The organism is Bradyrhizobium sp. USDA 4369 (assembly GCF_054056435.1).
In genome coordinates this window covers 1,569,921-1,596,901 of the sequence record NZ_JBSRYH010000001.1, presented here as the reverse complement: position 1 = coordinate 1,596,901, position 26,981 = coordinate 1,569,921, and the positions used below count along the sequence as shown (strand labels likewise).

Annotated in this window: 17 protein-coding genes and 1 pseudogene; 9 read left to right on the top strand and 9 right to left on the bottom strand. The window is 63.2% G+C overall.

What is annotated here, in order from left to right:
* Positions 1-390: 390 nt before the first annotated feature.
* Positions 391-1,191: an IclR family transcriptional regulator domain-containing protein gene (locus ACVIJ6_RS07310; RefSeq protein WP_456772137.1), complete on the bottom strand. Its 801-nt coding sequence runs from the start codon at positions 1,189-1,191 to the stop codon at positions 391-393.
* Positions 1,192-1,402: 211 nt separating this feature from the next.
* Between ACVIJ6_RS07310 and ACVIJ6_RS07305 the strand changes: the two genes are divergently transcribed.
* Both ACVIJ6_RS07305 and ACVIJ6_RS07300 read left to right on the top strand, forming a co-directional pair.
* Positions 1,403-2,761 carry an aromatic ring-hydroxylating dioxygenase subunit alpha gene (locus ACVIJ6_RS07305; protein ID WP_456772136.1) on the top strand — a complete coding sequence of 453 codons (1,359 nt, stop codon included), beginning with the start codon at positions 1,403-1,405 and terminating at the stop codon, positions 2,759-2,761.
* Between the two features lie 283 nt (positions 2,762-3,044).
* On the top strand, positions 3,045-4,484 hold the full coding sequence (locus tag ACVIJ6_RS07300; RefSeq protein ID WP_456772135.1) for a glutamine synthetase family protein: 1,440 nt from the start codon (positions 3,045-3,047) through the stop codon (positions 4,482-4,484).
* A gap of 14 nt (positions 4,485-4,498) precedes the next feature.
* Here ACVIJ6_RS07300 and ACVIJ6_RS07295 read toward each other — a convergent pair whose 3' ends face one another.
* Complete coding sequence (locus ACVIJ6_RS07295) at positions 4,499-5,203, bottom strand: SDR family oxidoreductase (RefSeq protein ID WP_456772134.1); 705 nt, start codon at positions 5,201-5,203, stop codon at positions 4,499-4,501.
* Between the two features lie 297 nt (positions 5,204-5,500).
* Between ACVIJ6_RS07295 and ACVIJ6_RS07290 the strand changes: the two genes are divergently transcribed.
* Together ACVIJ6_RS07290 and ACVIJ6_RS07285 are read left to right on the top strand one after the other, a co-directional pair.
* Entirely contained in the window at positions 5,501-7,105 is a 1,605-nt protein-coding gene (locus tag ACVIJ6_RS07290; RefSeq protein ID WP_456772133.1) for a hybrid sensor histidine kinase/response regulator, read from the top strand.
* A 61-nt stretch (positions 7,106-7,166) separates the two neighbouring features.
* On the top strand, positions 7,167-8,204 hold the full coding sequence (locus ACVIJ6_RS07285) for a magnesium and cobalt transport protein CorA (RefSeq protein ID WP_456772132.1): 1,038 nt from the start codon (positions 7,167-7,169) through the stop codon (positions 8,202-8,204).
* Between the two features lie 157 nt (positions 8,205-8,361).
* On the opposite strand, the gene ACVIJ6_RS07280 is transcribed toward ACVIJ6_RS07285, so the two are convergent.
* Together ACVIJ6_RS07280 and ACVIJ6_RS07275 are read right to left on the bottom strand one after the other, a co-directional pair.
* A complete protein-coding gene (locus ACVIJ6_RS07280; RefSeq protein WP_456772131.1) occupies positions 8,362-9,981 on the bottom strand; it encodes an ABC transporter substrate-binding protein in 1,620 nt (539 codons plus the stop codon).
* 62 nt (positions 9,982-10,043) lie between these two features.
* Positions 10,044-11,316 (bottom strand): annotated as a pseudogene (locus ACVIJ6_RS07275) (hypothetical protein).
* 116 nt (positions 11,317-11,432) lie between these two features.
* Between ACVIJ6_RS07275 and ACVIJ6_RS07270 the strand changes: the two are divergent.
* The 5 genes from ACVIJ6_RS07270 to poxB all read left to right on the top strand — a co-directional run bounded on the left by ACVIJ6_RS07270 (position 11,433) and on the right by poxB (position 20,185).
* The gene (locus ACVIJ6_RS07270) at positions 11,433-12,161 is read left to right on the top strand and encodes an SDR family oxidoreductase (RefSeq protein WP_456772130.1); all 729 of its coding nucleotides are present in this window, start codon (positions 11,433-11,435) and stop codon (positions 12,159-12,161) included.
* Positions 12,162-12,288: 127 nt separating this feature from the next.
* The gene (locus tag ACVIJ6_RS07265; RefSeq protein ID WP_456772129.1) at positions 12,289-14,364 is read left to right on the top strand and encodes a methyl-accepting chemotaxis protein; all 2,076 of its coding nucleotides are present in this window, start codon (positions 12,289-12,291) and stop codon (positions 14,362-14,364) included.
* Positions 14,365-14,736: 372 nt separating this feature from the next.
* Entirely contained in the window at positions 14,737-16,812 is a 2,076-nt protein-coding gene (locus ACVIJ6_RS07260) for a methyl-accepting chemotaxis protein (RefSeq protein WP_456772128.1), read from the top strand.
* 175 nt (positions 16,813-16,987) lie between these two features.
* On the top strand, positions 16,988-17,626 hold the full coding sequence (locus ACVIJ6_RS07255) for a VOC family protein (RefSeq protein WP_456772127.1): 639 nt from the start codon (positions 16,988-16,990) through the stop codon (positions 17,624-17,626).
* An 828-nt stretch (positions 17,627-18,454) separates the two neighbouring features.
* Positions 18,455-20,185, top strand: coding sequence for a ubiquinone-dependent pyruvate dehydrogenase (gene poxB, locus ACVIJ6_RS07250; protein ID WP_456772126.1), 1,731 nt, complete (start codon positions 18,455-18,457; stop codon positions 20,183-20,185).
* 594 nt (positions 20,186-20,779) lie between these two features.
* Here the strand turns inward: poxB and queC are convergent.
* From queC to ACVIJ6_RS07225, 5 genes are all read right to left on the bottom strand, one after another.
* Positions 20,780-21,478, bottom strand: coding sequence for a 7-cyano-7-deazaguanine synthase QueC (queC, locus tag ACVIJ6_RS07245; RefSeq protein WP_456772125.1), 699 nt, complete (start codon positions 21,476-21,478; stop codon positions 20,780-20,782).
* Complete coding sequence (locus tag ACVIJ6_RS07240) at positions 21,475-21,924, bottom strand: nucleoside 2-deoxyribosyltransferase (protein WP_456772124.1); 450 nt, start codon at positions 21,922-21,924, stop codon at positions 21,475-21,477. Before ACVIJ6_RS07240 ends, queC begins: the two co-directional genes overlap by 4 nt.
* Entirely contained in the window at positions 21,921-23,603 is a 1,683-nt protein-coding gene (locus ACVIJ6_RS07235; protein ID WP_456772123.1) for an SIR2 family protein, read from the bottom strand. Before ACVIJ6_RS07235 ends, ACVIJ6_RS07240 begins: the two co-directional genes overlap by 4 nt.
* A gap of 16 nt (positions 23,604-23,619) precedes the next feature.
* Positions 23,620-24,720: a DUF6884 domain-containing protein gene (locus ACVIJ6_RS07230; protein WP_456772122.1), complete on the bottom strand. Its 1,101-nt coding sequence runs from the start codon at positions 24,718-24,720 to the stop codon at positions 23,620-23,622.
* Between the two features lie 131 nt (positions 24,721-24,851).
* Positions 24,852-26,918, bottom strand: a complete 2,067-nt coding sequence (locus ACVIJ6_RS07225) for an ATP-binding protein (RefSeq protein WP_456772121.1) — start codon at positions 26,916-26,918, stop codon at positions 24,852-24,854.
* Positions 26,919-26,981 lie beyond the last annotated feature (63 nt).

Here is a 26,981-nt window from a genome sequence, read left to right as displayed (position 1 = left end):
AGTTGTGGCTATCGGGTGGCCGGGAACAGATTTCGACCACATGTCGATCCGCAACTAATAGATGGCTGTGATGAGGTCGGGCTACTCAAGGTTCGCTGCGATTGCGACCTCGTCGGTCATCATGAGTCCGTGCGCGACTTCGGCTCATGGTGCAGGGGCGGGTCGCGGCGCCCGTCGCGGCGCGCATGCCGCGCCTCCCGCAGCGGCATGGCTGTGGTGCGTGTGATCCGAGAGGAGGGCGCGGGAATGCGAGGACCTGTCGCTCGGGCGCGGTCGACCGCGGAAATCCGATACGTGCGGCGGCAGCCGCGGCTCTCGTCCGCCACGCCGCCCGGCACGCGGGAAGATGGCGGCGGCGCCTCGCGAGCGGCAGGCGCCGTTCGGATGGAGTTACACCAGCAGCGGCTGCGCGGTCGTGGCCAGCTGCTGCAGGAGCGGCAGGAAGCGCTCCTTCATTTCGTCGACCGTGATGCGGTCGACATGCCCGCCGATGTTGGCGGCGGCGATGATGCCGCCGTCATAGCGGCGAATCGGCACGGAAATCGAGCGGAAGCCTTGCTCGGCCTCGCCATCGACCACGGAATAACCCTCGCTGCGGACGGCGTCGATCGCCGCGATCAGCGCGTCCGTGTCGGTGGTCGTCTGCGGCGTCATCGCTTTGAGCTCCGTGCGCTCGATTGTCTGGCGCAGCTGATCGTCCGGCAAACGGCTCAGCAGCGCACGGCCGACCGAGGTGCAATAAGCGGGCAGCCGGTAGCCGATCTCGAGACCCGTGGAGAACATCCGCGTCGCGGTCGCCCGCGCGATGAACACGACCTCGTCGCAGTCGAGAACGGCGAGCGAGCAGACCTCGCGCGCCTCTGCGGCCGTCGCATCCATCAAGGGCTGCATCACCGTGTTGATCTGGTTCGATGCGAGATAGCTCGATGCCAGCAGCAGGACGCGCGGCGTCAGCGAGAACAGCCGGTCGTCGCCATGCACCAGTCCCGACGCCTTGAGCGTCAACAGGATGCGCCGCACGGTGGCGCGCGCAAGCCCTGTGAGCTCCGCGGCCTTGCTGAGTGTCATCGGACGTCCCTCGCGGCTGAAGGCCTGTATGACCCGCAAACCGCGATCGAGCGCCTCGACGAACTCAGGCCCGTCGCCGCGCGCCTGCTTCTTCTCCTCATCAGTCCGCTTCAGTTTCGGCATCGACCTGACACGATCCGCTGTTGTTGTTTTGGGCCGCAGTGATGCTGCCTGACGTCGCCCCTTGGGCTTCGGTTGTAGCTTTTTCACTTGCGCTTCTCCCCGTTTAAAGCGAATCTAATGTTGGCGAACATATGTTCGTCTAGCGCACAATATTTGATGTTCGCGTGATGCTCAACGCCCGACATGCGACAACCCAGGAGGAACGGCCATCATGATGAGCAAGGAGCAGAATGATCTCATCACCCGCATCGGACCGAGCGCGCCCGCCGGTAAACTGATGAGGATGTACTGGCAGCCGGCCGCGCTGGTGGACGAGCTCACGGGCGATCGGCCGGTTCGCGCCGTCAAGCTGCTCGGTCAGGACTTCGTGCTCTTCAAGGATGAGCAGGGCCGCTACGGACTACTTGACCGCGACTGCCCGCATCGCGGGGCTGATCTCGCTTTTGGCCGGCTGGAGAATGGCGGCCTGCGCTGCGCCTTTCATGGCTGGCTGTTCGATGTCGAGGGGCAATGCCTGGAGACGCCGGCCGAGCCGGCCGGCTCCGCCCTGTGCAAGAACGTCAAGCAGCGCGCGTATCCGGTGGTCGAGAAGGGCGGCATCCTGTGGGCCTGGCTCGGCAACGGTGCTGCCCCGGCGTTCCCGGATCTCGACTGCTTCACCGCGCCGGAGGCCTATACGTTCGCCTTCAAGGGGCTGATCGAGTGCAATTGGCTGCAGGCGCTCGAGGTCGGCATCGATCCCGCCCACGCCTCCTTCCTGCATCGCTTCTTCGAGGACGAGGATACGTCCACCGCCTATGGCAAGCAGTTCCGCGGCGCCTCCGCCGACAGCGAGCTGCCGATGACCAAGGTGTTGCGCGACTATGATCGCCCCATCATCAATGTCGAGCGCACCGAATACGGCCTGCGCATCATTGCGCTGCGCGAGATCGATGCCGAGCGCACCCATGTGCGTGTCACCAATCAGCTGTTCCCGCATGCCTTCGTGATCCCGATGAGCACGGAGATGACGATCACGCAGTGGCACGTACCGGTCGATGACGAGACCTGCTACTGGTATGCGATCTTCACCAGCTATGGCGCGCCGGTCGACAAGGTGAAGATGCGGGCACAACGGCTGGAGCTCTATGAGCTGCCGGACTACCGCTCGCGCAAGAACAAGAGCAATGACTACGGGTTCGATCCGCACGAGCAGGCGACTGCGACCTATACCGGCATGGGCAACGACATCAATGTCCACGACCAATGGGCAGTGGAGTCGATGGGCCGGATCCAGGACCGCACCCGCGAGCATCTCGGTCAGTCCGACAAGGCGATCATTCAGTATCGCCGTCTGCTTCGCGAGCAGATCGAGGCTGTCGCGACCGGCGACAAGCCGATGCTGTTTCTCGATGCGGCGGAGGCGCGCAGCGTGCAGGGGCCGGCGACGATGGACGGCATCGGCCCGACCCGCGGCTGGGAGACCTATTGGATGGAGGTCGACGTCCGTCGCCGCCGCAACGCGCCCTGGGCGGCCCCGGTGCCTGCGGATATCATCCGCCTCGCGCCGCATCTGAGCGCCGCGGAGTAGTGGCAAGCGTGAGCGGGCATTTGGTTGGGGGCTGTTGCGACGAGCAGCCTTGTCAGTCGGTTACTCCCTCATGCCCGGGCTCGTCCCGGGCATCCACGCGGTCCTCAGGATACCGAACAACGTGGATGGCCGGGACAAGCCCGGCCATGACGACGTGGAGACAGGCGAGTGCTACACTCCGATCTCTAGACGCGATTGATCTCCGGAATGCGGGGAGAGGCTGGCACCAGGCCTTCCGAACGACTGCGGATCGCGCCGATATTCACCCACTCAGGAGCCATCGTTGAGTTTCGTCCAAAAGCATCAATTGTGGTCGGCCGAGCAGTCGGAGGCCGCGCTGCGCATGCGCCGGATCGCCGAGGAGCAGGGGCTCAAGACGATCCGCTTCTCCTTTCCCGACCAGCACGGCATCCTGCGCGGCAAGGCGCTGACCGTCGATGCCGCGCTGTCCTCGCTCGAGGATGGCTGTTCGATCACGACGACCTTGCTCGCCAAGGACACCTCGCATCGCACGGTGTTTCCGGTGTTCACGGCCGGCGGCGGCTTCGGCATGAGCGAGATGCAGGGCGGCAGCGACGCGCTGATGGTCGCCGATCCCTCGACATTCCGCGTGCTGCCCTGGTCGCCCGGCACCGGGTGGGTGCTGTGCGATCTCTACTTCGCCAATGGTGCGCCCGTTCCCTTCGCCACGCGCAATCTCTACCGCTCTGCGTTGGCGGCGCTCGATCAGCGCGGCTATCAGTTCAAGGCCGGGCTCGAGGTCGAGTGCCACATCTTCAAGGTCGAAGATCCGCGTCTTGCGCCGGGTGACGCCGGCTCGCCCGGCCAGCCCGGCGTGCCGCCAACGGTCAGCCTGCTGACGCAAGGCTATCAATATCTCACCGAGCAGCGCTTCGATCAGATGGAGCCGGCGCTCGAGATCGTCAGGGCCAATCTCGTCGCGCTGGGCCTGCCCCTGCGCTCGATCGAGCTCGAATATGGTCCGAGCCAGTGCGAGTTCGTGCTGCAGCCGGCGATCGGGCTTGCGCCGGCCGACACTATGGTGTTGTTCCGCAGCGCCGTGAAGCAGATCGCCCAGCGCCACGGCTATCACGCCACCTTCATGTGCCGGCCGCGCATTCCCAATGTGATGTCGTCAGGCTGGCATCTGCACCAGTCGCTGGTCGCGCGCGACGGCAGCAACGCGTTCATGACGTTGGAGTCGGACGGGCTGTCCGCGCTCGGCCGTCACTACATGGCGGGCCTGCTCGCGCATGCGCGCGCCGCCGCTGTGTTCTCGACCCCGACCATCAATGGCTACCGCCGCTACCGGTCCTATTCGCTGGCGCCGGACCGCGCGATCTGGGGCCGCGACAACCGCGGCGTCATGATCCGCGTGCTCGGCGGCGCAGGCGATTCCGCCACGCGGCTGGAGAACCGCATCGGCGAGCCTGCCGCCAATCCTTATCTGTACATGGCTTCGCAGATCTTGGCCGGCCTCGACGGCGTCGACCGCAAGCTCGATCCGGGACCGTCGGCCGACGTGCCCTATGAGACCAAGGCCAGCCTGCTGCCGAAGTCGCTGCATGAGGCGGTCGACGCGCTGAAGGCCGACGCCTTCTTCCGCAACGCATTCGGCGCCACCTTCATCGACTACTACACCTTCATCAAGAATGCCGAGATCGAGCGCTTCCAGGCCGAGGTGTCGGACTGGGAGCAGCGTGAGTATTTCGAGATGTTCTGACGACGCGCAGCGGCTCACACGCTGCGGGTCAGGCCGCCGTCGACGCGGATGTTCTGGCCGGTGATATAGGCCGCGCTGTCGGAGGCGAGGAAAGCGATGGTCGCGGCGATCTCCTCGGCCTTGCCGTAGCGGCCCATCGGCACGCTGCTGCGACGCTCTTCGGTCGCAGGGAGACTGTCGATCCAGCCCGGCAGCACGTTGTTCATCCTGATATTGTCGGCCGCATAGCTGTCGGTGAAGATCTTGGTGAAGGCGGCGAGCCCGGCGCGAAACACCGCCGAGGTCGGGAACATCGCCGACGGTTCGAAGGTCCAGGCGGTGGAAATGTTGATGATCGCGCCGCCCTTCTGCGCCTGCATGATCGGCGTCACCAGACGCGACGGGCGGATCACGTTGAGCAGATAGGTGTCGAGCCCCGCGTGCCACTGCTCGTCGGTCAGCTCCAGGATCGGCGCCCGCGGGCCATGGCCGGCGCTGTTCACGAGCACGTCGATGCGGCCCCATCGGCTCATGGCGCCGTCGACGAGGCGGTTCAGATCGTCGTTGGACCTGTTCGAGCCGGTGACACCGAGGCCGCCGAGCTCGGTTGCCAGCGCCTCGCCCTTGCCGGAGGACGAGAGGATGGCGACGTGAAAGCCGTCCGCGGCCAAGCGGCGGGCCGCTGCCGCGCCCATGCCGCTGCCGCCGGCGGTGACCAGCGCGACCCGTTGTTCTGCCATGACGATGATTCCTGCCGTTAACGATGATGGAGACGACGATGTAGCGCGTCTGCATCGGGCGCGTCGAGCAGCAGCCGACGAGAATTGGCGCGCGCCTCGGAGCGGGTCGCGGTGCTGCTTTCTTGGCATTCGTTCCCGCGACAGGGCGTCGCGTTTTCGTGAGCACGTCCCTGCATATGCGCCACGCTGGCGAAACCGGGAACCCGATCCCCTCGGGCGGCATATCGAGGGTGCGCTGCATCGGATGTCCGGCGCGGCCGTGCGCGGCATGAAGAAGGAAAGGCGGAGCTGGGAAGCATGTCAGAAGAGAAGCCGCAGCGGGCGCGCGCGGTCGTCGACCGCGGCGATGCGTCCGATCTGTCGTCGGAGCACCATGACATCTTCTTCGCCGCGGTCGAGACCACGCGGATGCCGATGATCGTCACCGATCCGCGCCACAGCGACAATCCGATCCTGTTCGCCAACCGCGCGTTCCTGGAAATGACCGGCTACGAGCTCAACGAGATCGTGGGCACCAATTGCCGTTTCTTGCAGGGGCCCGATACGGACCAGGAGACGATCGCGGCAATCCGCAGCGCGATCGCGAGTCGTCGCGACATTGCGGTCGAGATCCTCAACTACCGCAAGAACGGCGCGACGTTCTGGAATGCGCTGTTCATCAGCCCGGTCTACAACCGCGACGGCGAGCTGGTGTATTTCTTCGGCTCCCAGCTCGACGTGTCGCGGCGGCGCGATGCCGAGAGCGCGCTGGTGCAGTCGCAGAAGATGGAGGCGATCGGGCAGCTCACCGGCGGCATCGCGCACGACTTCAACAATATCCTGCAGGTCATCATCGGCTACACCGAGACATTGCAGGGCGCCGTGAGCGGGCTTGCCCCGCGGCATCGCCGCGCGGTCGAGAACATCCGCTCCGCCGCCAACCGTGCAGCGACCTTGACGCAGCAGCTGTTGTCGTTCGCGCGCAAGCAGCGTCTCGACAGCCGGCCGATCAACCTCAACAACATGATTGAAACCCTGGTGCAGATGGCACGGCAGACGCTCGGCGAAAGCGTTCGCATCGAGGTCAAGGCGGAGCCAGGCCTGTGGAACAGCCGGATCGACCAGACCCAGGCGGAGGTCGCGCTGCTCAACCTGTTCGTCAATGCCCGCGACGCGATGCCCGATGGCGGCACGCTCACGATCCGCACCGAGAACAAGGAGATCTCGGAGGAGGACGTGGTGCAGTTCGGCGTGCCCAAGGGCGGCCGCTACGTGGCGCTGAAAGTGTCCGACGACGGCGTCGGCATTCCGCCGCAGATTCTCGCCCGTGTCGCCGAGCCGTTCTTCACCACCAAGGAAGAGGGCAAGGGCACCGGGCTCGGGCTCGCGATGGTCTATGGCTTCACCCGGCAGTCCGGCGGCAGTACCTATATCTACAGCGAGGTCGGCCTCGGCACGACCGTCCAGCTGTTGTTCCCGGCCACCGAGCAGGAGATCGCGGCGCCCGCGATCCGTCCGCAGATGGCGATGGACCGCACCGGCAGCGAGCGCATCCTGATCGTCGAGGACCGTGCCGACGTGGCCGAGCTCGCGCGCTCGATCCTGGAGGATTTCGGCTATCGCACGGAGATCGCCGCCAATGCGCCGACCGCTCTTGAGCTGCTGGATTCGGAGACCCGCTTCGATCTGCTGTTCACCGATCTTGTGATGCCCGGCGGCATGAACGGCACCGTGCTGGCGCGCGAGGCGCGCAAGCGCCAGCCCAAGCTGAAGGTGCTGCTCACGACCGGCTATTCCGATGCCGCGGTGGAGCGGGCCGATGCGAACATCGGCGAGTTCGAGATCATCAACAAGCCGTACCGCCGCACCGATCTGGTCCGCCGCGTCAGGCAGCTGCTCGACGGCCCCACCGGCGTGACCTGATGCGCAGCTTGACCGGACGAGGCCGGGCGCGGAAAATCAGCGGCGACAGCGGAGAGCCAGCATGCGCCATGTCACCACGCCAGCGCCGGGCGAGGCCCCAGTCGCACAGGGGCGGGGCCGGCCACGCGAGCCGGGGGTGGTCGCGGCCGGCGTCTACGCCGGCGGTCGCCGCGTCGTCGACATCGCGATCGAGGACGCCGGCGCCTGGAGCAAGCGGCCCGGCCACGTGGTCTGGATCGGGCTGCATGAGCCGGATGCCGAGCTGTTGCGGCGGATCGCGCGCCAGTTCGACCTGCATGAGCTGGCGATCGAGGACGCGTCGAAGGCGCATCAGCAGCCGAAGGTCGAGCGCTATGGCGACGCGCTGTTCGTGGTCGCGCGCACCGCGCAGCTGGTGCAGGGTCACATCGTGTTCGGCGAGACGCACATCTTCGTCGGTCCGGGCTTCGTCGTCTCGGTGCGCCACGGCGCCTCGACCTCCTATGGCGCGGTGCGCGAGCGCTGCGAGAGCTGTCCGGGCTCGCTCGCCAAGGGCGAGGACTACATCCTCTATTCGATCCTCGATTTCATCGTCGACAATTATCTCCCGGTGACCGAGAGCATCATGGCCGAGGTCGAGACGCTTGAGGAGGTCGTGCTGCAGCGGCCGCTGGCGCGTCACGAGGTCGACCGGCTCTATCGGCTCCGGCGCGACCTGCTGCGGCTGCGCCGCGCCGTCGGTCCCGTGGTCGACGTCTGCAAGCGGCTGGAGCACGCCGACAATGTCGCGATCGATGCCGAGATGGCACCGCTGTTTCGCGACGTGCTCGACCACGCCAAGCGCGCCGAGGAGGATGCGGATTCGCTGCGCGAGATCCTTGCTTTCGTGTTCGAGGCCAGCATGATGGCCGGCCAGGCGCAGCAGACCGACATTGCCCGCCGGCTCGCCGCCTGGGCCGCGATCCTCGCCGTGCCGACCGCGGTGGCCGGCATCTACGGCATGAACTTCGAGCATATGCCGGAGCTGAAATGGCAATATGGCTACTACGCCGTGCTCGGCGTCATCGTCGCGGTGTGCAGCGTGCTGTACTGGCAGTTCAGAAAGCGCGGGTGGTTGTGAAGGGGCCGCGCAATGAGGGCGCGATGATATCGGCGACGCGAATAGGCAAGCCACGGAGACGGCGCACCCTCTTCTAAAAGGGGAGAGCGTGCAGCGTCTCGTGGCGAGAGGTGTCGTCACATAGCCGGTTGTCCGTCGGCCTCCGCCTGACTGACTGCTATCCCTTCACGAATTGCCGGTAGTCCGGCTCCCGGTGGAACCAGAATTCATAGCCGCTCACGTTCTTCTGCATCGCGACGTCGTGGATCGGCTGGTTGAGCGGCACCACCGGCACCTCGCGCATGCACAGCGTGATGAACGCCTTCACGGTTGCCTCATACTCCGCGGCGTCATTGGTGAAGCGCGCCGTCTCAATCAGCGCGTCCATGTCCTTGCTCTGATAGGACGAGATGTTGAAGATCGAATTGCGGCCGTGGAAATTCCAATAGAAATAGTATTCGGGATAATCGAGCCAGCCGCTGAAGCGATTGAGCGCCATCGGCAGCTCCTTCTTGTTCAGCGTCGTGCGCCAGTTGGCGCCGGGGATCTTGTCGATTGAGGCCTTGATGCCGATCCTGGCGAGGTTCTCCTGGATCAGGATCGCCGTGGGTTCGCCGACCGTGGCGGTGCCGGCGTCGAGCGACAGTGTCGTCTCCAGTCCGGCTTCGAAGCCGGCCTCCTTCATCAGCGCCCTGGCCTTGTCGAGATCGGTCACATAGGGGAACGGCTGCGGCCACTCCGGCTTGCTCACCTCGCCGGCGCCGCCATACATCGGCACCGCGCGGCCGAAGAACGCGCCCGACTGGATCTGCTCATAGGGCATCGCCCAGGCGATCGCCTGGCGCAGCTTGACGTTGTCGAATGGTGGCTTGGCGGTGTTGAGCGCGACATACCACAGCGCGTTGGGGATCGGCACGCCCGTCACCTTGACCTTGCCCTCCTTGATCAGCTGATCGAAATCGCGCGGCGCGAAGCCGCTGGAGAGATCGGCGTCGCCGCGCTCGAGCATGGCGCGGCGGGTGCCGGCGGAGGGGATGTCGCGCGCGATCACGCGCTTGATCTTCGGCAGCGGCCCGCATGTCCAATTGTCGAAGCGGCTCAGCACGGTCTCGGTGCCGGGCTTCCAGCTCTCGACCTTGTAGGCGCCGCTGCCGGCCTCGTTGGCTTTCAGCCAGGCCAGCGCCCAGGGGTCTTCCGCCGTGGCGTTCTTCTTCGCAAGCTCCGAATTGATGATGAAGGGCACGACGACCGCGACGTTGAACAGCAGCATCTTGTCCTTGCGGATGTAGTCGATGCGGAAGGTGTGATCGTCGACCACGACGAACTGCTCCGGCTTCTCCAGCGATCCCGCCGACATCTGGAACGTCGGGAAGCCGCCGACCGAGACGGCGCGGTCGAACGACCATTTGATGTCCTTGGCCGTGACCGGCGTGCCGTCATGGAAGGTCGCAGCCTTGCGCAGCTTGAAGGTGCAGGACAGGCCGTCGGGGGCGACCTCCCAGCTCTCGGTGAGCTCCGGCGCCAGCACGGCGCGGTCGTAGGAGGTGGTGCCATCGGGCAGGGTCTTGGCCGCGTAGCTGAGCAGCCGGTCGTAGCAGTTCCAGGCGAGCCCGTTGACGGTCTGGTTCGCGCCGACGCCCTGCATGTCCAGCGAATTGGGGCCGAGCTCCTGCACCACCAGCAGCGTCTCGGCGCGTCCCTGCGCCCCGGCCCCGCGCGGCGCCCACGCGCTCAAGCCGGCAGCCCCCAATCCGCCGAGGACAATCCGGCGTGACATATCAGTTTTCGAGCTGCTCATGGGCCCTCCTGCGGCGTGATCGCTTGCCGTCGGAAAGGCAAACCACGTGCCATCGCGCGCGGTCACGCCGCGGCAGATCGTCCCTGATGCATGGACCACCAGGTCGCGATGGCATCCGTCAGCTCGTCCCAGAGCGCGACGGGCAGATCGGGCACGGCGACGCGCACGCTGTAGCGATCGGTGGTGGCGTCGCGAAACCATTCGGTCGCGGCGAAATCGAAGCCGAAGCTGCCGGCGTGACGGATCGGCAGGCCGGCGCGGCGCAGATCCTCGCTCATGGCCGCTGCCGCGCGCTGGCCTCGTCGAGCGGCGCGTCACTGTTGAGGGTCACGTAGAGCCCGTGCGCGAAATCGAGCTCCGCGGTGAGGCCGCGCAGCGTCCGCGCGAATTGGCGCCGCGCGCGGCGGCTGTTGCGCAGGATGGCGGCGACGCGTCTATTGGTCAGATCCCGGTAGGGCGCCATGCCGACATAGGGCGGAAAATGCGCCGGCAGCGCCGCGCCGCCGAGCAGCCTGACGGCGTTGCGCGTTTCCTCGGGCAGCGCCTGAAGCGCGAGACGGCCGGGCAACATGGTCGTCCAATCGACAAACACCACCGAGCCCAGGCGGCCATATTCGGCGCCGAGCGAATCCAGCTTGGTGTGGCTGCGCAGCATCGCGACCGGCACGTTACAGCGCCGCGCCCAGGCGAGCACGCGGCGGATGCGTCCCGAACCATTGGCAAAGCAGGTGGTGTCGAAGATCAGGAGATTGATCGCCGGGCGTGCGCAGCGAAGCACGGCTTCGAAGCGCGCCGCCGTCGCGCTGGAATCGAGCAGCAGCAGCCGCGGCGCGGACGATCGCCGCGCCAAAGTGTCGGCCAGGTCGTCCGGGAGCGTCACCGAGCGCAGATGCCGCGCATGCGCGTCGATCAGCTCCTGGGTCTCGCCATAGGAGCCCGGCAGCATCATCAGGTCGGCCTCGCCGAGCACCGGCCGCGTCGCCAGCAGCAGCGCCGCGATCGCCGCCATGCCGGAAATCGTGTAGATGGTGGAGTCGGGGCTCTGTTGCAGCGCATAGAAGGACGGGCCGCGTACGTCGAGATCGGTGCGCTGATAGTCATGGCTCAACGCGAACGGCCGGCGTGGTGATCATCCGTATCGGCCCAGGCCGTCTCGGTCGCGCTCCAGTCGGTCAGCGCATGTTCGGCCTTCAGCGCCGCCGCAAGCTGAAACTTGTGCCGGACAACCTCGCTGACCGAGCGCGGCGCCGGCACGGCATGGGGACGGCGCAGGCAGGCGTTCAAGAGCTGCAGCTCCTGATGCTTGCGGGCGAGATAGGCGTCGATCGTCTCCACCATCGGGCTCTTCATCGTGCGGCGGGAATGCAACGCGCGGGCCTTGGATTGGCTCCAAAGAGACGCGGCGGCCATGCGCGAATTGCGCTAGGGTGCGCGCTCACAGGGAGGACGTGATGACCGGGGAACTCGAAGGCAAGGTGGCCGCCGTCACCGGGGCCGCATCAGGCATCGGCCTCGCCAGCAGCGAGGCGATGCTCGCCGCCGGTGCCCGTGTCGTGATGATCGACCGCGATGCGTCGGCGCTGGCTCGCTTGCGCGAGCGGCATGGCGAAGCCGTGATCCCCGTGGTGATCGATCTGCTCGATGCCACTGATTGCGCCACGCTGCTGCCGCGCATCCTCGATGCCGCCGGCCGGCTCGACATCCTGCATGCCAATGCCGGCAGCTATCTTGGCGGCGATCTGGTCGATGCCAAGACGGATGCGATCGACCGCATGCTGAACCTCAATGTCAATGTCGTCATGAAGAACGTGCGTGACGCGCTGCCGCACATGATCGACCGCGGCTCCGGCGACATCATCGTCACCAGCTCGCTGGCGGCGCATTACCCGACGCCGTGGGAGCCGATCTATGCCTCTTCGAAATGGGCGATCGACTGTTTCGTGCAGACCGTGCGGCGCCAGGTGTTCAAGCACGGCATCCGCGTCGGCGCGATCTCGCCCGGCCCGGTGGTCACCGCATTGATCGCCGATTGGCCGGCCGAGAAGCTCAAGGAAGCGCGGGAGTCCGGCAGCCTGCTGGAGCCCGCCGAAGTCGCCAACGTCATCATGTTCATGCTGACCCGTCCGCGCGGCATGACCATCCGCGATGTCGTGATGCTGCCGACGAATTTCGACCTGTAAGACGCTTGGGACCAGCCTCAGTCACGGGCTCCGCGGGGGGAGAGCCCGTGGAATTACGGCGGTTGAATTAAGCATAAACTTAAGCGATCGGTCCGTAGCTTCGGCTCATTGAAACCGGGATTCAACGATGAAAATCGGCCGAATGTTTGCAATATCCATGCTGTCGGTGACGGCGCTGGCCATTCTGCCCGCTGCGCAGGTGGTCATCGAGCAGGTCAGGGCCGTCCGCGACAAGGCTGAAGCCATCAAGACCGTCGAAGCCTTCGGCGCCGTGCTGTTGTTCGCGCAGGACGTCGTCGGCCATCGCGTCCCCTACATGACGCCGGTCTTCCAGGAGGGGCCTGCAACCCCCGCGCAGCTCGATGCCGTGCGCAAGATCAGGCAGGCGGCGGACGGCTCGTTCGCCAAGGCCCGTGCGCAGCTCGCAAACGTGTCCGACAGCGACGGGCTCACGCGCAGCCTGGAGCAGGCCTCGTCCAAGCTGTCGGAGATCGTTTCCAAGGTGGAGCCGACGTTGACCGTGCCGTTGAACGCGCGCGACCAGGCCGCGATCAAGAGTTTTCTCCCTGGCGTCACCCAGGTGGCTCTTGCGATCGAGCCGATCCTCAACCGCCTGCAGAACCACATCGCCAATGCCGATGCGTCGCTGACTACGCTGCTCGACGTGGCCCGTACCGCGCAGGATCTGCGCGTGACCGCCGGAGGCCGCGCCGCGGCTCTGTCGCCGGCGCGCAGCGCGGCGCGCGCGTTGACCCCGGCCGAGAAGGCGTCGATGGATCGCGCCCAGGGCCGCACCGACGTCGACCGCGAGCGTCTCGAGGCCGGCATCGACCAGCTCGGCAATCCGGAGCGCCTGCTCGCCGCCTTCAAGGATGCGCGCGAAGCCTATTTCGAACGCGTCTTGCCGATCGTCGACAAGGACATCGCGGCCGCTCTCGCCAACTCCGACTCCGCTCTCGGTCCGGGTCAACTGGCTGAGGCCGTGCTCGCGGCCGTGCAGAAATTTTTCATCGTGCGCGACGCCGCCATCGCCGAGGCGCGCGATCGGGCGGTCGCCGCGCGCGACTCGGCCTATCTGATGCTCGCGCTGGCGACGGTCGTGGTCGCGGCGCTGCTCGGCATTCTCGGACTCGTCACCACGCTGCTGCGCCGCCGTGTCATCAATCCGATCGTGAGCTTCACGGGGCTGATCGGCGAGATGGCCGCCGGCAACGACGACGTCGTCGTGCCGACCAGCGATCGCGACGATGAGATCGCCGCGATGGCCGGCTCGCTGCAGACCTTCAAGGAGGCGCTGCTGGAGAAGAAGCGCGCCGAGCAGGCGGCTGCCGCCGAAGCCCAGGCGAAGATCGAGCGAGGCCAGCGGGTCGAGCGCTTCACGCGCGAGTTCGAGATGGCGATCGGCGAGGTCGTCGGCGTCGTGTCGTCGGCGTCGGCGGATCTGGAGCGCTCGGCCGCCTCGCTGACGACCACCGCCGGCCGGTCATTGGAGCTCGCCACGGTCGTGACCGCGGCTTCCGAGGAAGCCTCGACCAATGTGCATTCGGTGGCCGCAGCCGCCGAGGAGATGAGCTCGTCGGTCAACGAGATCAGCCGCCAGGTGCAGGACTCCGCGCGCATCGCCAGCGAGGCGCTGGTGCAGGCGCGCAAGACCAATGACAATGTCGCGGAGCTCGCCAAGGCAGCGGCGCGCATCGGCGACGTCGTCGAGCTGATCAATGCGATCGCCGGCCAGACCAACCTGCTCGCGCTCAACGCCACGATCGAGGCGGCGCGCGCCGGCGAGGCCGGCCGCGGCTTCGCGGTCGTGGCCTCCGAGGTCAAGGCGCTGGCCGAGCAGACCGCGAAGGCCACCGGCGAGATCGGCCAGCAGATCGGCGGCATCCAGAGCGCGACCCAGGAGTCGGTCGGCTCGATCAAGGAGATCGGCGAGACCATCGCCCGGATGTCGGAGATCGCCTCCGCCATCGCCTCCGCGGTCGAGGAGCAGAGCTCGGCGACGCGCGAGATCTCGCGCAACGTCCAGCAGGCCGCCCACGGCACCCAACGGGTGTCGACGAACATCGCCGATGTCCGGCAGGGCGCCGATGCCACCGGCTCTGCTTCGTCCCAGGTGCTGTCCGCCGCCAAATCGCTGTCCGGCCAGAGCAGCCGCCTCCGCGACGAAGTCAGCCGCTTCCTGGATTCGGTGCGCGCGGCGTGACGCGCGCTCAATGAGGCGGCTGCGGTGAGACGTCGTCCCCGCTGGTCGATCGCCGTGGAAGCGCGTAGCCTGCAGGAGTGCCTGTGAGCAAGGGCCTGTAGTTTCGGCTGTCGCCGATGCTCGCCAGCACAGGATCCTCGCCGGCGATCTCTCGGTCATCGCGCCGGGCCTCGCCGAGGGCGCTGCGCATGTTCGTCGCTGCATCGATCTTGATGTCCTGTTGCTGCCGACGTATTTCGACCTGTAACGCGCTTTGCACCAGCCCCAGGCACGGGCTCCGCCCGGAAATCCCGTAGAACTACGGCGGTTAAATTAAGCATAAACTTAAGCGATCGGCCCGTAGCGTCGCCGGATCGAAACCGGGATTCAACGATGAAAATCGGCCGTCTGTTCGCAATATCCATGCTGTCGGTGACCGCGCTGGCCATTCTGCCCGCCGCGCAAGTGGTCATCGAGCAGGTCAGGGCCGTCAACGACAAGGCTGAAGCCATCAAGACCGTCGAGGCCTTCGGCGCCGTGCTGCTGTTCGCGCAGGACGTCGTCGGCCATCGCGCCCCCTACATCACGCCGATCTTCCAGGAGGGGCCTGCCTCCCCCGCGCAGCTCGAGGGCGTGCGCAAGATCAGGCAATCGGCGGACGCCTCGTTCGCCAAGGCCCGCGCGCAGCTCGCCAACGTGTCCGACAGCGAGGGGATCACGCGCAGCCTGGAGCAGGCCTCATCCAAGCTGTCCGAGATCCTGTCCAAGGTGGACCCCGCGTTGAACGTGCCGCTGAACGCGCGCGACCAGGCCGCGATCAAGGGATTTCTCCCCGGTGTCACCCAGGTAGCCCTCGCCATCGAGCCGATCCTCAACCGCCTGCAGAACCACATCGCCAATGCCGACGCGTCGTTGACCACGCTGCTCGACGTGGCCCGCACCGCGCAGGATCTGCGTGTCACCGCCGGAGGCCGCGCCGCGGCTCTGTCGCCCGCGCTCAGTGCGCGGCGCGCTGTGACCCCGGCCGAGAAGGCGGCAATGGACCGCGCCCAGGGCCGCACCGAGGTCGATCGCGAGCGCCTCGAGGCCGGCATCGACCAGCTCGGTAATCCGGAGCGCCTGCTTGCCGCCTTTAAGGACGCGCGCGAATCCTATTTTGGACGCGCCATCCCGATCGTCGACAAGGACATCGCGGCCGGTCTCGGCGACCTCAATTATTCTCTCAATGCGGATCAGCTGGCTGAGACCGTGGTCCCGGCCGTGCAGAAATTCTTCATCGTGCGCGACGCCGCGATCGCCGAGGCGCGCGACCGGGCGGTCGCCGCGCGCGACACAGCCTATATGATGCTCGCGCTGGCGACGATCGTGGTCGCGACGCTGCTCGGCATTCTCGTGCTCGTCACCACGCTGCTGCGCCGCCGAGTCATCAATCCGATCGTGAGCCTCACCGGGCTGATCGGCCAGATGGCCGCCGGAAACGACGATGTCGTCGTGCCGACCAGCGATCGCGACGACGAGATCGCCGCGATGGCCGGTTCGCTGCAGACCTTCAAGGAGGCCCTGCTCGAGAAGAAGCGCGCGGAGCAGGCGGCTGCGGCCGAAGCCCAGGCGAAGATCGAGCGCGGCCAGCGGGTCGAGCGCTTCACGCGCGAGTTCGAGATGGCGATCGGCGAGGTCGTCGGCGTCGTGTCATCGGCGTCGGCCGACCTGGAGCGCTCAGCCGCCTCGCTGACGACCACGGCCGGCCGGTCATTGGAGCTCGCAACGGTGGTGACCGCAGCCTCCGAGGAGGCTTCGACTAACGTGCATTCGGTCGCCGCAGCTGCCGAGGAGATGAGCTCCTCGGTCAACGAGATCAGCCGCCAGGTGCAGGATTCCGCGCGCATCGCCAGCGAGGCGCTGGCGCAGGCGCGCAAGACCAACGACAATGTCGCGGAGCTCGCCAAGGCCGCCGCGCGGATCGGCGACGTCGTCGAGCTGATCAATGCGATCGCCGGACAGACCAACCTGCTCGCGCTCAATGCCACGATCGAGGCCGCGCGCGCCGGCGAGGCCGGCCGCGGCTTCGCGGTCGTCGCCTCCGAGGTCAAGGCGCTGGCCGAGCAGACCGCGAAGGCCACCGGCGAGATCGGCCAGCAGATCGGCGGCATCCAAAGCGCGACCCAGGAGTCGGTCGGCTCGATCAAGGAGATCGGCGAGACCATCGCCCGGATGTCGGAGATCGCCTCCGCCATCGCCTCCGCGGTCGAGGAGCAGAGCTCGGCGACGCGCGAGATCTCGCGCAACGTCCAACAGGCCGCCCACGGCACCCAACAAGTTTCGGCGAACATCGCCGATGTCCGGCAGGGCGCCGATGCCACCGGCTCCGCCTCGTCCCAGGTGCTGTCCGCCGCCAAGTCGCTATCCGGCCAGAGCAGCCGCCTCCGCGACGAAGTCAGCCGTTTCCTGGATTCGGTGCGGGCGGCGTGACGATAACGTGCGGCGCTGGCTGCGGTAAGACGGCGTCCCCGCGGGTCGATCGCGGAAGCGCGTAGCCTGCAGGAGTGCCCGCGAGCAGAGGCCTGGGGGCTTCGGCTGTCGCCGATGCTCGCCAGCGCTGGATCGCCGCCGGCGGTCTCTCTTTCATGGAGCGGATATACAGGACATGCTGAAGCTCGATGACCTTACGGTCATCGCGCCGAGCCTCGCCGAGGGCGTTGCGCATGTTCGCCACTTCATCGATCTTGATGTCCCGTTCGGGCAGCGCCATGATTACATGGGGACGCACAATCATCTGCTGCAGCTTGGCGATGCGGTCTATTTGGAGATCGTGGCCGTCGATCCCGCGGCGGCAACACCCAGGCGGGCGCGCTGGTTTGGTCTGGATGACCACAAGCGGGTGAGGGTGGATTGGGACGAGGGCCGCCGCCTGCGCGGCTGGGTCGCAAGGACGGACGCGATCGATCTGGTCGTGGCCGGGCATCCCGGTGTGTTTGGCGAGAAGCGCGCATTGCCCGACCTCGATCCGGCCTTCGATTTCACCGTTCCGAATGATGGCGCGCTGCCGCGCGACGGCGCGGTCCCCTCCATCATCGACAGGCGCGGCAGGCCGCGTGCGATGGCGAGCATTGCCGATCTCGGCGCGCGATTGAGGTCTTTCGTGCTCGAACATCCGGACCCCACCGCGTTGCAGGCCTTCTATCGCACGCTTTCACTCGATCGTCCGCCCGAGATCAGGCCCGGGCCGCGGTTGCGCTATCGTGCGCAGATTGAAACATCAGGCGGCCTGAAGGAGCTGACGTGAGCCGCAGCAATGTCATCGGCTTGGCTCCTCAGGCGCGCGCCGCGGCGCCACGCTTTGCGACGCTACGTGCCGGCTCTCGCTCTTGCCCTAGCAAGTAGATTTTGATTCCGGCTCAGCCTTTCACTTGACTACTTTGCCCCGCATATCCGCCATGCCCAAATTGCCCGTCGTGCCAGTTTGCCGCAGCCATTCGGCTTGCATCGTCGGGCAAATCACATCCAGATTTTCCGGCGTCCCGCGCTCATCGAAGAGGGGCGCTTCGCGAGTCGTCACGAGCGTTGTGTGTGGGATGCGATGGCCGGTGTGGCGCCAAGGCGCGTCAGCGCGAGACGGCTTGTGACATGACGGACGATGAAGTCGCGTGGTCCTGGCCTCCCGACGCTGAGGCCAAGCTCGCTGATGTGCTTCACGCGCATCGCGGGTGATGGGGGCAAACAAGCCCGGTCCCCAGGGAGAGCGCGTATAATTCGTAAGCCCATCGCGCAGGGAGGGCCGGGATGTCCCCGCCGAACCTGTGGTGACTGCCGCCTGCATTCTTTTTCTGCAGGCGGGCCATGGGAGCGGCAGGCTCCCGGCCTTCCCTGCGCCCTTGATGTCCAAAGAGGGCGGTCCTGCAGCAAAGCTCGGACGCCATGCGCGCCGCGAGGAGGCGATGTCACGCCTTCGACATCCAATCGTGATTCCCAAGCCGCTGCGCGGCGATCCCCAGGGAACTTTCGCAGCCGCGAAATTTTGATTGGCCGGCGCGGGCCGTGGCGGCTGTGATGTCCGATATCAGCCGCGTTGCTTCTCATCTCCTCAAGCCTTCTACAAGGGACTCATTTGCTCATGGCCACCATTGCAGACCAGATCGTCGAGATGCTCGAAATCGCTGGCGTCAAGCGCATCTATGGCGTCGTCGGCGACAGCCTCAACGGGCTCACCGAATCGCTGCGCGTGCGCAGGACGATCGACTGGGTGCATGTCCGGCATGAGGAGGCCGCGGCCTTCGCGGCGTCGGGAGAGTCGCAGATCAAAGGCCAACTCGCGGTGTGCGCCGGCTCCTGCGGTCCCGGCAATCTGCATCTCATCAACGGTCTCTACGACGCGCAGCGCAGCCGCACGCCGATGCTGGCGATCGCCGCGCACATTCCGTCGAGCGAGATCGGCGGCGGCTACTTCCAGGAGACCCATCCGCAGAACCTGTTCCGCGAATGCAGCGTCTATTGCGAGCTGATCTCCGATCCCACGCAGATGCCGTTCGTGCTGGAGAACGCGATACGCGCAGCGCTCGGCGAGCGCGGCGTCGCCGTGATCGTCATCCCTGGCGATGTCGCGCTGAAGGCGGCACCGAAGCGCGCGTTGCCGCCGACGATCGGCCTGCTGCCGCCGAAGCCGGTGGTGCGGCCCGCCGAGCCCGAGCTCGATGCACTCGCGGCGCTGCTCAATGGCGCGGAGCGGGTGACCTTGTTCTGCGGCCGCGGCTGTGCCGGCGCGCATGCGGAGCTGATGCAGCTCGCCGAGACGCTGCAGAGCCCGGTCGTGCATGCGCTCGGCGGCAAGGAGCATGTCGAATACGACAATCCCTATGATGTCGGGCTCACCGGCTTCATCGGCTTCTCCTCCGGCTATCACGCCATGCACAGCTGCGACACGCTGCTGATGCTCGGCACCGATTTTCCCTACAAGCAGTTCATTCCGAACGATGTCAGAATCGCGCAGGTCGACATCCGGCCGGGCCAGCTCGGCCGCCGCGCCCGGCTCGATGTCGGCGTGGTCGGCGACATCGGTGAGACCCTTCGCGGGCTGCTGCCGAAGCTCAATGCCAAATCCGATCGCCGTCACCTCGACGACAATCTCGCGCGCTACGCCTCGGCGCGCAAAGGGCTCGACGATCTCGCGGTCGGCACGCCTGGCCGCCGTCCGATCCATCCGCAATATCTGACGCGGCTGATCAGCGAGACGGCGTCGGACGATGCCGTCTTCACCTTCGATGTCGGCATGCCGACGATCTGGGCCGCGCGCTACATCGCCATGAATGGCCGTCGCCGTCTGGTCGGCTCGCTGGTGCACGGCTCGATGGCCAATGCGATGTCGCAGGCGATCGGCATCCAGGCCGCGCAGGCGGGGCGGCAGGTGATCTCTTTGTCCGGCGACGGCGGCTTCGCGATGCTGATGGGCGATCTCATCACCCTGAAGCAGATGAAGCTGCCGGTGAAGGTCGTGATCTACAACAACGGTACGCTCGGTTTCGTCGCGCTGGAGATGAAGGCCTCGGGCTTCGTCGAGCACGGCACCAATCTGGAGAATCCGGATTTCGCCGCGATGGCGCAGGCCATGGGCATCCATGGCCGCCGCGTCGAGAATCCCGGCGAGCTGCCGGGCGCGGTCGCCGATTGGCTCGCGCATGATGGCCCGTCGGTGCTCGACGTGGTCATCGCCAGGCAGGAGCTGTCGATGCCGCCGACCATCGGGCTGGAGCAGGTGAAGGGCTTCAGCGTCTGGCTGATCCGGGCCGTCATGAGCGGCCGCGGCGACGAGGTGATCGATCTGGCGAAGGAGAACCTGCTGTCACGGTGAGGGGCAGGGCCGAGCACTACACAGCAGGGCTGAGAGTGAAGGCCATGTTGCGGTTGGAACGCACGCCCGTGCCACAAGCACGGTGCACCTCTCCCGCCTGCGGGGGAGGTCGCATCGCATCGAAGATGCGATGCGGGTGGGGGAAATCTCTCCACGTGCACCGCCGCCGGAGCGGCCCCCCCCACCCCAACCCTCGCCGCAAGCGGGGGAGGGGGCGCACCGCCGGTTTGGCCGGCGTCTCGACTAAAAAATTGGAGTGACGCCGTCGTCCCTCATGGACCCGTCGGGCTCTCCATGACCACGCTGCTTATGGCTAGTATGCAGCGCCGGCTTCGAAGCCGGCCCATCATGGTGAGGAGCGCCGCGCCCGAGTCGGGGCGGTCGTTCGCAGTCCCAAGCGCGGCGTATCTCGAACCATGAGGCCGAGATGGTGACAGGTATTTTGGGGGAACATTGGATGGTGCTGCCGGACAGGATTGAACTGTTGCGAATCGCACCTTACCAACTGAAATAATTGAGGTTTTTCGCCTCACCATTGGTGTCTGTGTATCAGCGCTGGGTGCATATGTCTATCGGGTGAACACCCTGCATTTACTAGGCTGACGCTGCTGTGAATTCCCGCCAACCTTTCTCCCTAAGTCGACAGGCATCGCAGTGTGCGCATCCGTATCCCCAAGGGTGTGGTTCATCCCTTACGCCTTCATAGCAGGTGTGCGTCTCTTCTCTGATGAGTTCCACCAAGGCGCCCTTGCCGATGTCGGAAGACAAGCGCCAGACACCGGATTTATCGAGGTCCATAAGGGGGCATTGTATAGACCATGAAAGGCCAGTTGCTTCGTTCAGCGCTGCTTCAATTGCGTTCATCGCCTGCCGCCGACAATCAGGATATCCCGAGTATTCGGTTTCACTAACCCCGCATGCCAAGACATCTATTCCACGGCGGAAGGCGACACTTGCGCTTAACGACATCATGATGAGGTTGCGCCCGGGAATATACCTTCTTCGATGAAGCATCTCGTTCCGGGACGGGTCGAAGGTTTCGATATTGCCCGCGATCTGGCTTGCTAAATCTAGTGCTACTACGTGATCCGGCCCTAGTCGTAGCGCCATGTCGGGAAACTGATCGACCAATCGAGACCGAAAAACGGCCCGCTGGTTCATCTCAACAGCGTTCTTTTGACCGTAATCGAACCCAATTGTTTCGACCCTTTCATAGCGGCTGAGTGCCCAAGCAAGGACCGTCGCGGAATCCTGTCCGCCTGAAAACAGAACTAGTGCAGCTGATGCGTTCATTGCTGCTCCCATTGTCGACGTCTAATCCAATCACAAGCAGAATCAACATCCCGGAATGTTCTACGAAGGGCGCAGTCAATCATAGGATTATCTCCGAGAGGAAGCAGTGAACGGACATCGGTCTTCAACCCCAAGCAAATCTTGCCGCGACTATAGGCGTATCCGAGTTCGAAGCACGCACCTTCGTCAATGACCCGTCCATCCATAACGATTAGCAGAATATCGCATCGATCAATCGCGCGAATGTCTGCCGAAAAGATTGAGTTTTTGGCTTCTTCCAGAGACACGCCACTTGCGACGAGGTCCACCAGAAGAGCGCCATCTTCTTGAGGCAGATAGACGTCAGCAAATCCGGTCAGAGCGTCGCGTAGCCGGGCATTCCACTGCCTCTCCTGCGGAGAAAAGAGCGGGGCAGCAAGATAGATGTTTGGTCGGTTAGTGATCAAATCACTCCATCCCCGGCAATTATTTCTTCGAGTCGCTTCGCGAAGTGAAACTCTTGATAGTCACCCAGTAAGATTTCCCTGGCGATCACCTTCGCGACCTCCGCGGTCGTGAGGTGGCTTGTGTCGAGTACTTGCGCATCTTCAATTTGATAAATTTTCCTGAGAGACCTGTCCTGGCTCCTTAAGGTTTCTAACTCAAAGCCAAATTTCCCATCAGCATCCCTTGAAGAGCTGCGCTGAAGTAGCCGTTCCTCAAGAGCATCTGACGATGCTCCAAGGAAGAAGATGTGACCGTCCTCAAAAGGCTTTTTGTGTCGTTCAATGCGATTTTTCAGTTCTAGCGCCTTCCTCATGATTTCAGCTTTGTTTCCATTCTTCGAGAAGGCGAACAAGTCTAGAAATGCTCGGTCCATGATGCGTACACCAGAGTTAGCTCGCATCATATTTCTGTTCTTGTCGATGAGCCTGGGGAAGAGGTATTCATCGACAATCTTCTGCTCCTCTTCAGTCAGACTCGTGTCGTCCTGATACATCTCTTTCGGAACGCGCCCGCTAAACTCTTCGAATGTGGTAAAGCACCGCAGTGCATCTATCGTCGAGCTTTTTCCAGAGGCAACAGATCCGACGATGTAGTACTTTCTGTGGATGGTACTTTGTGCCCCGAGCGCGAGAAGCCTTTCGTCGAATTGATCCGCCGTCGATGCGTTCAGTATGTCAATAAATTCTTTGTGCTGAGCTGTGGTGAGGAATATCGTGATCAGATTGTAAACGTGAAGGTTCACTTCGAAAATGTCTGCTCGGACTTCGGGCGACCTTGGGCTTTCGTCCAGTTCGTGAAGTACGATGAAATGGTGATTTGCGGGGTTCCTCTTTGCGCTCGACCTCAGAATATTCTTTAAAGAGTTGTCGCTCAGCGACAGCCCAAGCAGGACAAAAGTTCGTACCGCGAATTGGTTGATTACATACTCTGCGTTGTAGGAATTCGGCGAGAGCATCACGTCGGCAAACGCGTCCTCGGTCAGCACGACTTTCGCGCTGCTGCGTCTCGGTTGGTCGTGCGGCAAGCTGCCATTGATGTGGTATATAACTGGAGCGTGTTTTCGGGTCTCGACCTTTGGATGAAAGATGATCTCCGGATTGGCTATAGAGGTGTTGGGTACCGCGTTTAGGATTTCCTCGACATGCGCACTAACAGCTTGGTCGACGATGTCATCGAAATTGAGAGTCACGGCGAATCTGGACTTGCACACCAGGCTGGCTAGACCCTTCAGGTAGGGGTGCTCTTTGGCAATCTGTTCGAACGTCTTGTCGCGAATGTCTCTATAGAGGCACTGGCGAATCTTCTGTTTCCAGGCCGAGTTAACGCGGTATTCGTGAAACCGATCTGCAGATTTGGGATGATCAGCATGATGGTGGCGGTAGAGAATTTCAGCGAGGAAAGTCTCAGGAAAGCGTGCCTTTTGATGCTCGAATAGAATTTGTTCGGAAAGCCCTGCTGCCTCCGCCAAACGGCGTACGAGTTCACCCCAAAGCGGGACTTTTGCGTCGAACGATACTCCCGCGCCTAATACTAGACCTAAGCGCTCGTGTTCGGATGCTCGTTGCCAAAGGTGTGTAAGCCAAAGCGGTAGCCTGGGTTCCTCCTTTATGGCGAGGGCAAGAGGGGTTGCGGTAGCCATATATTATCCTCCGCGGCTAGCGGTGACCATTCTTAATCAAGTAAGCTTCAAGTAGCGTCAGAAACTTCGGGTCGTATTCTTCTCCAACGTCCCGAACGTTCCACAAGCCTGTTTCTTTGATGGTCGGCTTGTCGGAGAACCTCCCTAGCCAATCCGAGCTTGCGGATTCAAGTGGGCAAAGGTGCTCGGTGAACATCGCAATAAATTGCCGCTCTATTGTTGCTCTCATGCTGCTCTTGCCGGCTGAATCGATCACCGGAATGGTGAGGACGCGAAGATTCGCGATATAGCGGGAAACTCTCGCCTCCAGAGCGGCCTCGCGATCAGTGATCTCCCGGGACGCGGATTGACCTTTGCCCCAGTCCGGAAATTGATCTTGGAGGTTCTCACGCTCAATTATGGCGCGTCCAACGTGAAGGCGGAAGACTGAGGCTCGATGATTGCCCTGTCCTGCTCTAGTTCCGAAATGGGTTCGTAGTCGAGTTCTAAGGGTGGCCGTCGAACCGGCGGAAACGCCGTGCGTGCCAACGCGGACAAGTCGTGGAATAATTTTTGAGAACTGGGTAGCCTGCGTCTCGTCAAAGAAGAAATACACACCGTGCGTTGGAAGGTCAGTCGCTAATAGATCGCTCAAACGAGGTGGTATCCGCGACGTTGAAAGCCTTTCAAAAAATTCATAGGCCGTCCTAGTAGCGCTGCGCCGCCGCTCAAGTTTGATTGCCTCATTTAAGAACGCGAGGCGCGTTCCCAAAGATAGAGAACGCATCGGTGCAAAGTAATTCAGTGGCGCGCCGCTGCCCGCCTCAACAAGCGGCGCAAAGTAGTCGTCTCCGGCGAGTACGACGAAGTCCTTGCGTGGAAGCTCACGTAACTGCTTGTCAACCCGCTGGGCCCAATCCTGCCGTTCCGTCTTGGATGCCGTCTTAAGAGTCTGTTCGTATGGCTCGATCAAGTCGCTAGGGTGCAGCAAGCCGTATTTCGCCGACAAGATGTAAAAGGGAATACCCCACAGCTCGGCCAGTTGAACGGACTTGCGGTATAGGGGAGACGTATACATGTCCCGGGCGATGTCCCTGTGGCCGCCTTTGCTCTTGCTGCAAGAAATGAGCGCGAACAAGCTGTCTGCATCCGCAAGAATCGAAGCGGCGCTGGTAAGCGCCAGCCTAGCTAGGGATATTTGTGGACTGATTGATTTCATTCGACGCGAGGCGCTGGAGTCAGTTACCGAGAGGAGAGCTGTTGGACGGGCTATTGTGAGCGGAGCTGCGGTTGCTGGCCATTGTCGCTAGCAGTAGCGGCGTTGTCGTAGTCACGCGAGAGCCCGTCCATCTTCCGCTGTTCAAATTGCGGCTGATCAGGCGATTTCAGGACAGATGCTTTTAGCTCAGCAATTCTCTCCTGAATCTCTTCGGCGGATACCTCGATGCGAAGCTTCTCCTGAACAAACTTGAGCCGCGCGCCACACTCCCGAATTAATTCGGCCCACGACTTGATCCATATTTTGTGATTGGGTTTGTCGATAAATAGTCCAGCGGGCCGGTTCTCTTGAGTGATACGCTGCCTAACGACGTCATCGTACTTTGCGGTCACAAGAAAAAAGTGCCACTGAGTGGAGGTGTTGATAAAGTCCGGCTGAGATAGAATTGCGTTAACGTAGTCCTCAAGTTGATCCATCTCCTTTCGCCCAATCTCCAAAGACGGGCGCTTCAATTCGATGAGGAGATATTCGTGATGGCTAGCATTCTCTCCGGGAATAACCCGTCCTAAGAATGAATCGATCCGGCCAATTTTTCCGTCCGGTTTGCGAACTTTGATACCTCGCTTCCGCTTTAGCGCAAGTTCCTCCGACACGCGGTCCATAATTTTCGTTAGGCCCGCTTCTGCCATTGTCAAGTGAAACCCTTCACCGAATATCCAGGTGTTGTCTCGAATTAGAGCGTCTAGTTCGCCTCGCTCCTTGATTGTATTCCTGTGCTTCGGTTCGAAAACAATCTCTCGAAGAACCTCAAGTGCGACTATCCTGTTCGCAACCAAGCTGGATGCTGAGATGATGTTGCCGAGCTCTGTTCTCTCTAGCAGTAGGGAGAACTCATCCTGCCGAACTTTTGGAAGATTGAAGACGGCCTTCAATATTCGCGTCACTGACTCTGGATTATTTTTCAGCGCTTCCTTGAGTAAGCCTAGCGCGATTTTTTTGAGCGGATTGTCGGCCTTCTTAAAATCTTTCGAATATGAAACGGCGGCATGGGTCGCGATGTCGAAGACTTGCCGTTCGTGGCGCTCGATTTCGTCGCGAGGGTCCCCCTCATAAGGATAGACGCCGGCGTCCTTCAATTCTTGGATCAGCTCACCTGATCTTTCGGACTTTCGGGCGCGGAAGTAGTCGCCTAGGGTATCGCGAATATACTCTAGTACTCGGGCAAAGGCGGGGTCTGTTAGCCCCCCGTCGAACTCAAGAAGATTGGCCTTCGCGATTTCGTTAAAGAAGGGAGTGTAAGCATAAGCGGAAAAGGTGAAGTCGGGCGCCGTGACGCTTGCAGGTAGCGAACCGAGGACGACGCCTGCTTCGCCGCCGAAGTAGATTTTCCGTTCAGCGACGTGCGACTTCCACTCAATAACGCGTAAAGTTAAGTCGCTAACCGTACGACCAGGACAAATTATGGGCTGAGACGGAAACTGATGAGAATGCTCGATGGTCTTGGTCGGATCGACGGGGCGTTGATCATAGACAATCTTGACGTCAGGATATTGCATTATATAGGGCGCAAATGTTGAATCAAATTCCGAGCGAGCCTCTTCGCTGCCAAGCCAGTCAAAGGTGTTCTTCAGCGGTGAGAGTTCAACGATCGTTCCGGTGGGCTCGTCAGATGGAACCGAGGCTGGCTCTGATACGGAGCTGTTTTGGAGATGGCTGGCGTCGATCTCGATCTTGAGCTGAAAGCGGCCTTCGTTCGTCTCGTAGACAGAGGTCCAGCGGGCCTTCTGTGCGAGCGAATAAAAGCGTAATCTGCCTTGGCCTTCCTTCCCGTGGATCGCTCGGCCTCGCCTAGGCGTTCTCGCGGCGTGCAGTTTCCACGACTCGCCAAGGCTCTCGAAGTCGTGCTCAGCCCGGCTCTGTGAAATACCTGATCCATTGTCTCGCACGACGATGGCCACGATACCACCAAGCGACGTTCGTTCGAGGTCGACGCTTATTTCGGTGGCGTCTGCGTCGAGAGCGTTCCAGACATACTCTGCAATGGCCTTGATGTTGTCGCGTGTGCTCGCGACCTTCTGTAGATGATCGTTCTTTGCCTTGAGAGTTAAGACGACCATTGCGATTTCATGGATGGCTCGGAGCCTAGTGAGCAGCTTGGGCTGGGATTAAAATGGTATGCG

Bases quoted from the DNA above. Each gene is read 5' to 3' on its own strand.
- ACVIJ6_RS07260 (WP_456772128.1), top strand. From the start codon at position 14,737: ATGAAAATCGGCCGTCTGTTCGCAATATCCATGCTGTCGGTGACCGCG.
- ACVIJ6_RS07285 (WP_456772132.1), top strand. From the start codon at position 7,167: ATGCGCCATGTCACCACGCCAGCGCCGGGCGAGGCCCCAGTCGCACAG.
- poxB (WP_456772126.1), top strand. From the start codon at position 18,455: ATGGCCACCATTGCAGACCAGATCGTCGAGATGCTCGAAATCGCTGGC.
- ACVIJ6_RS07295 (WP_456772134.1), bottom strand. From the start codon at position 5,203: ATGGCAGAACAACGGGTCGCGCTGGTCACCGCCGGCGGCAGCGGCATG.
- ACVIJ6_RS07280 (WP_456772131.1), bottom strand. From the start codon at position 9,981: ATGAGCAGCTCGAAAACTGATATGTCACGCCGGATTGTCCTCGGCGGA.
- queC (WP_456772125.1), bottom strand. From the start codon at position 21,478: ATGAACGCATCAGCTGCACTAGTTCTGTTTTCAGGCGGACAGGATTCC.
- ACVIJ6_RS07305 (WP_456772136.1), top strand. From the start codon at position 1,403: ATGATGAGCAAGGAGCAGAATGATCTCATCACCCGCATCGGACCGAGC.
- ACVIJ6_RS07270 (WP_456772130.1), top strand. From the start codon at position 11,433: ATGACCGGGGAACTCGAAGGCAAGGTGGCCGCCGTCACCGGGGCCGCA.
- ACVIJ6_RS07290 (WP_456772133.1), top strand. From the start codon at position 5,501: ATGTCAGAAGAGAAGCCGCAGCGGGCGCGCGCGGTCGTCGACCGCGGC.
- ACVIJ6_RS07255 (WP_456772127.1), top strand. From the start codon at position 16,988: ATGCTGAAGCTCGATGACCTTACGGTCATCGCGCCGAGCCTCGCCGAG.
- ACVIJ6_RS07310 (WP_456772137.1), bottom strand. From the start codon at position 1,191: ATGCCGAAACTGAAGCGGACTGATGAGGAGAAGAAGCAGGCGCGCGGC.
- ACVIJ6_RS07265 (WP_456772129.1), top strand. From the start codon at position 12,289: ATGAAAATCGGCCGAATGTTTGCAATATCCATGCTGTCGGTGACGGCG.
- ACVIJ6_RS07225 (WP_456772121.1), bottom strand. From the start codon at position 26,918: ATGGTCGTCTTAACTCTCAAGGCAAAGAACGATCATCTACAGAAGGTC.
- ACVIJ6_RS07235 (WP_456772123.1), bottom strand. From the start codon at position 23,603: ATGGCTACCGCAACCCCTCTTGCCCTCGCCATAAAGGAGGAACCCAGG.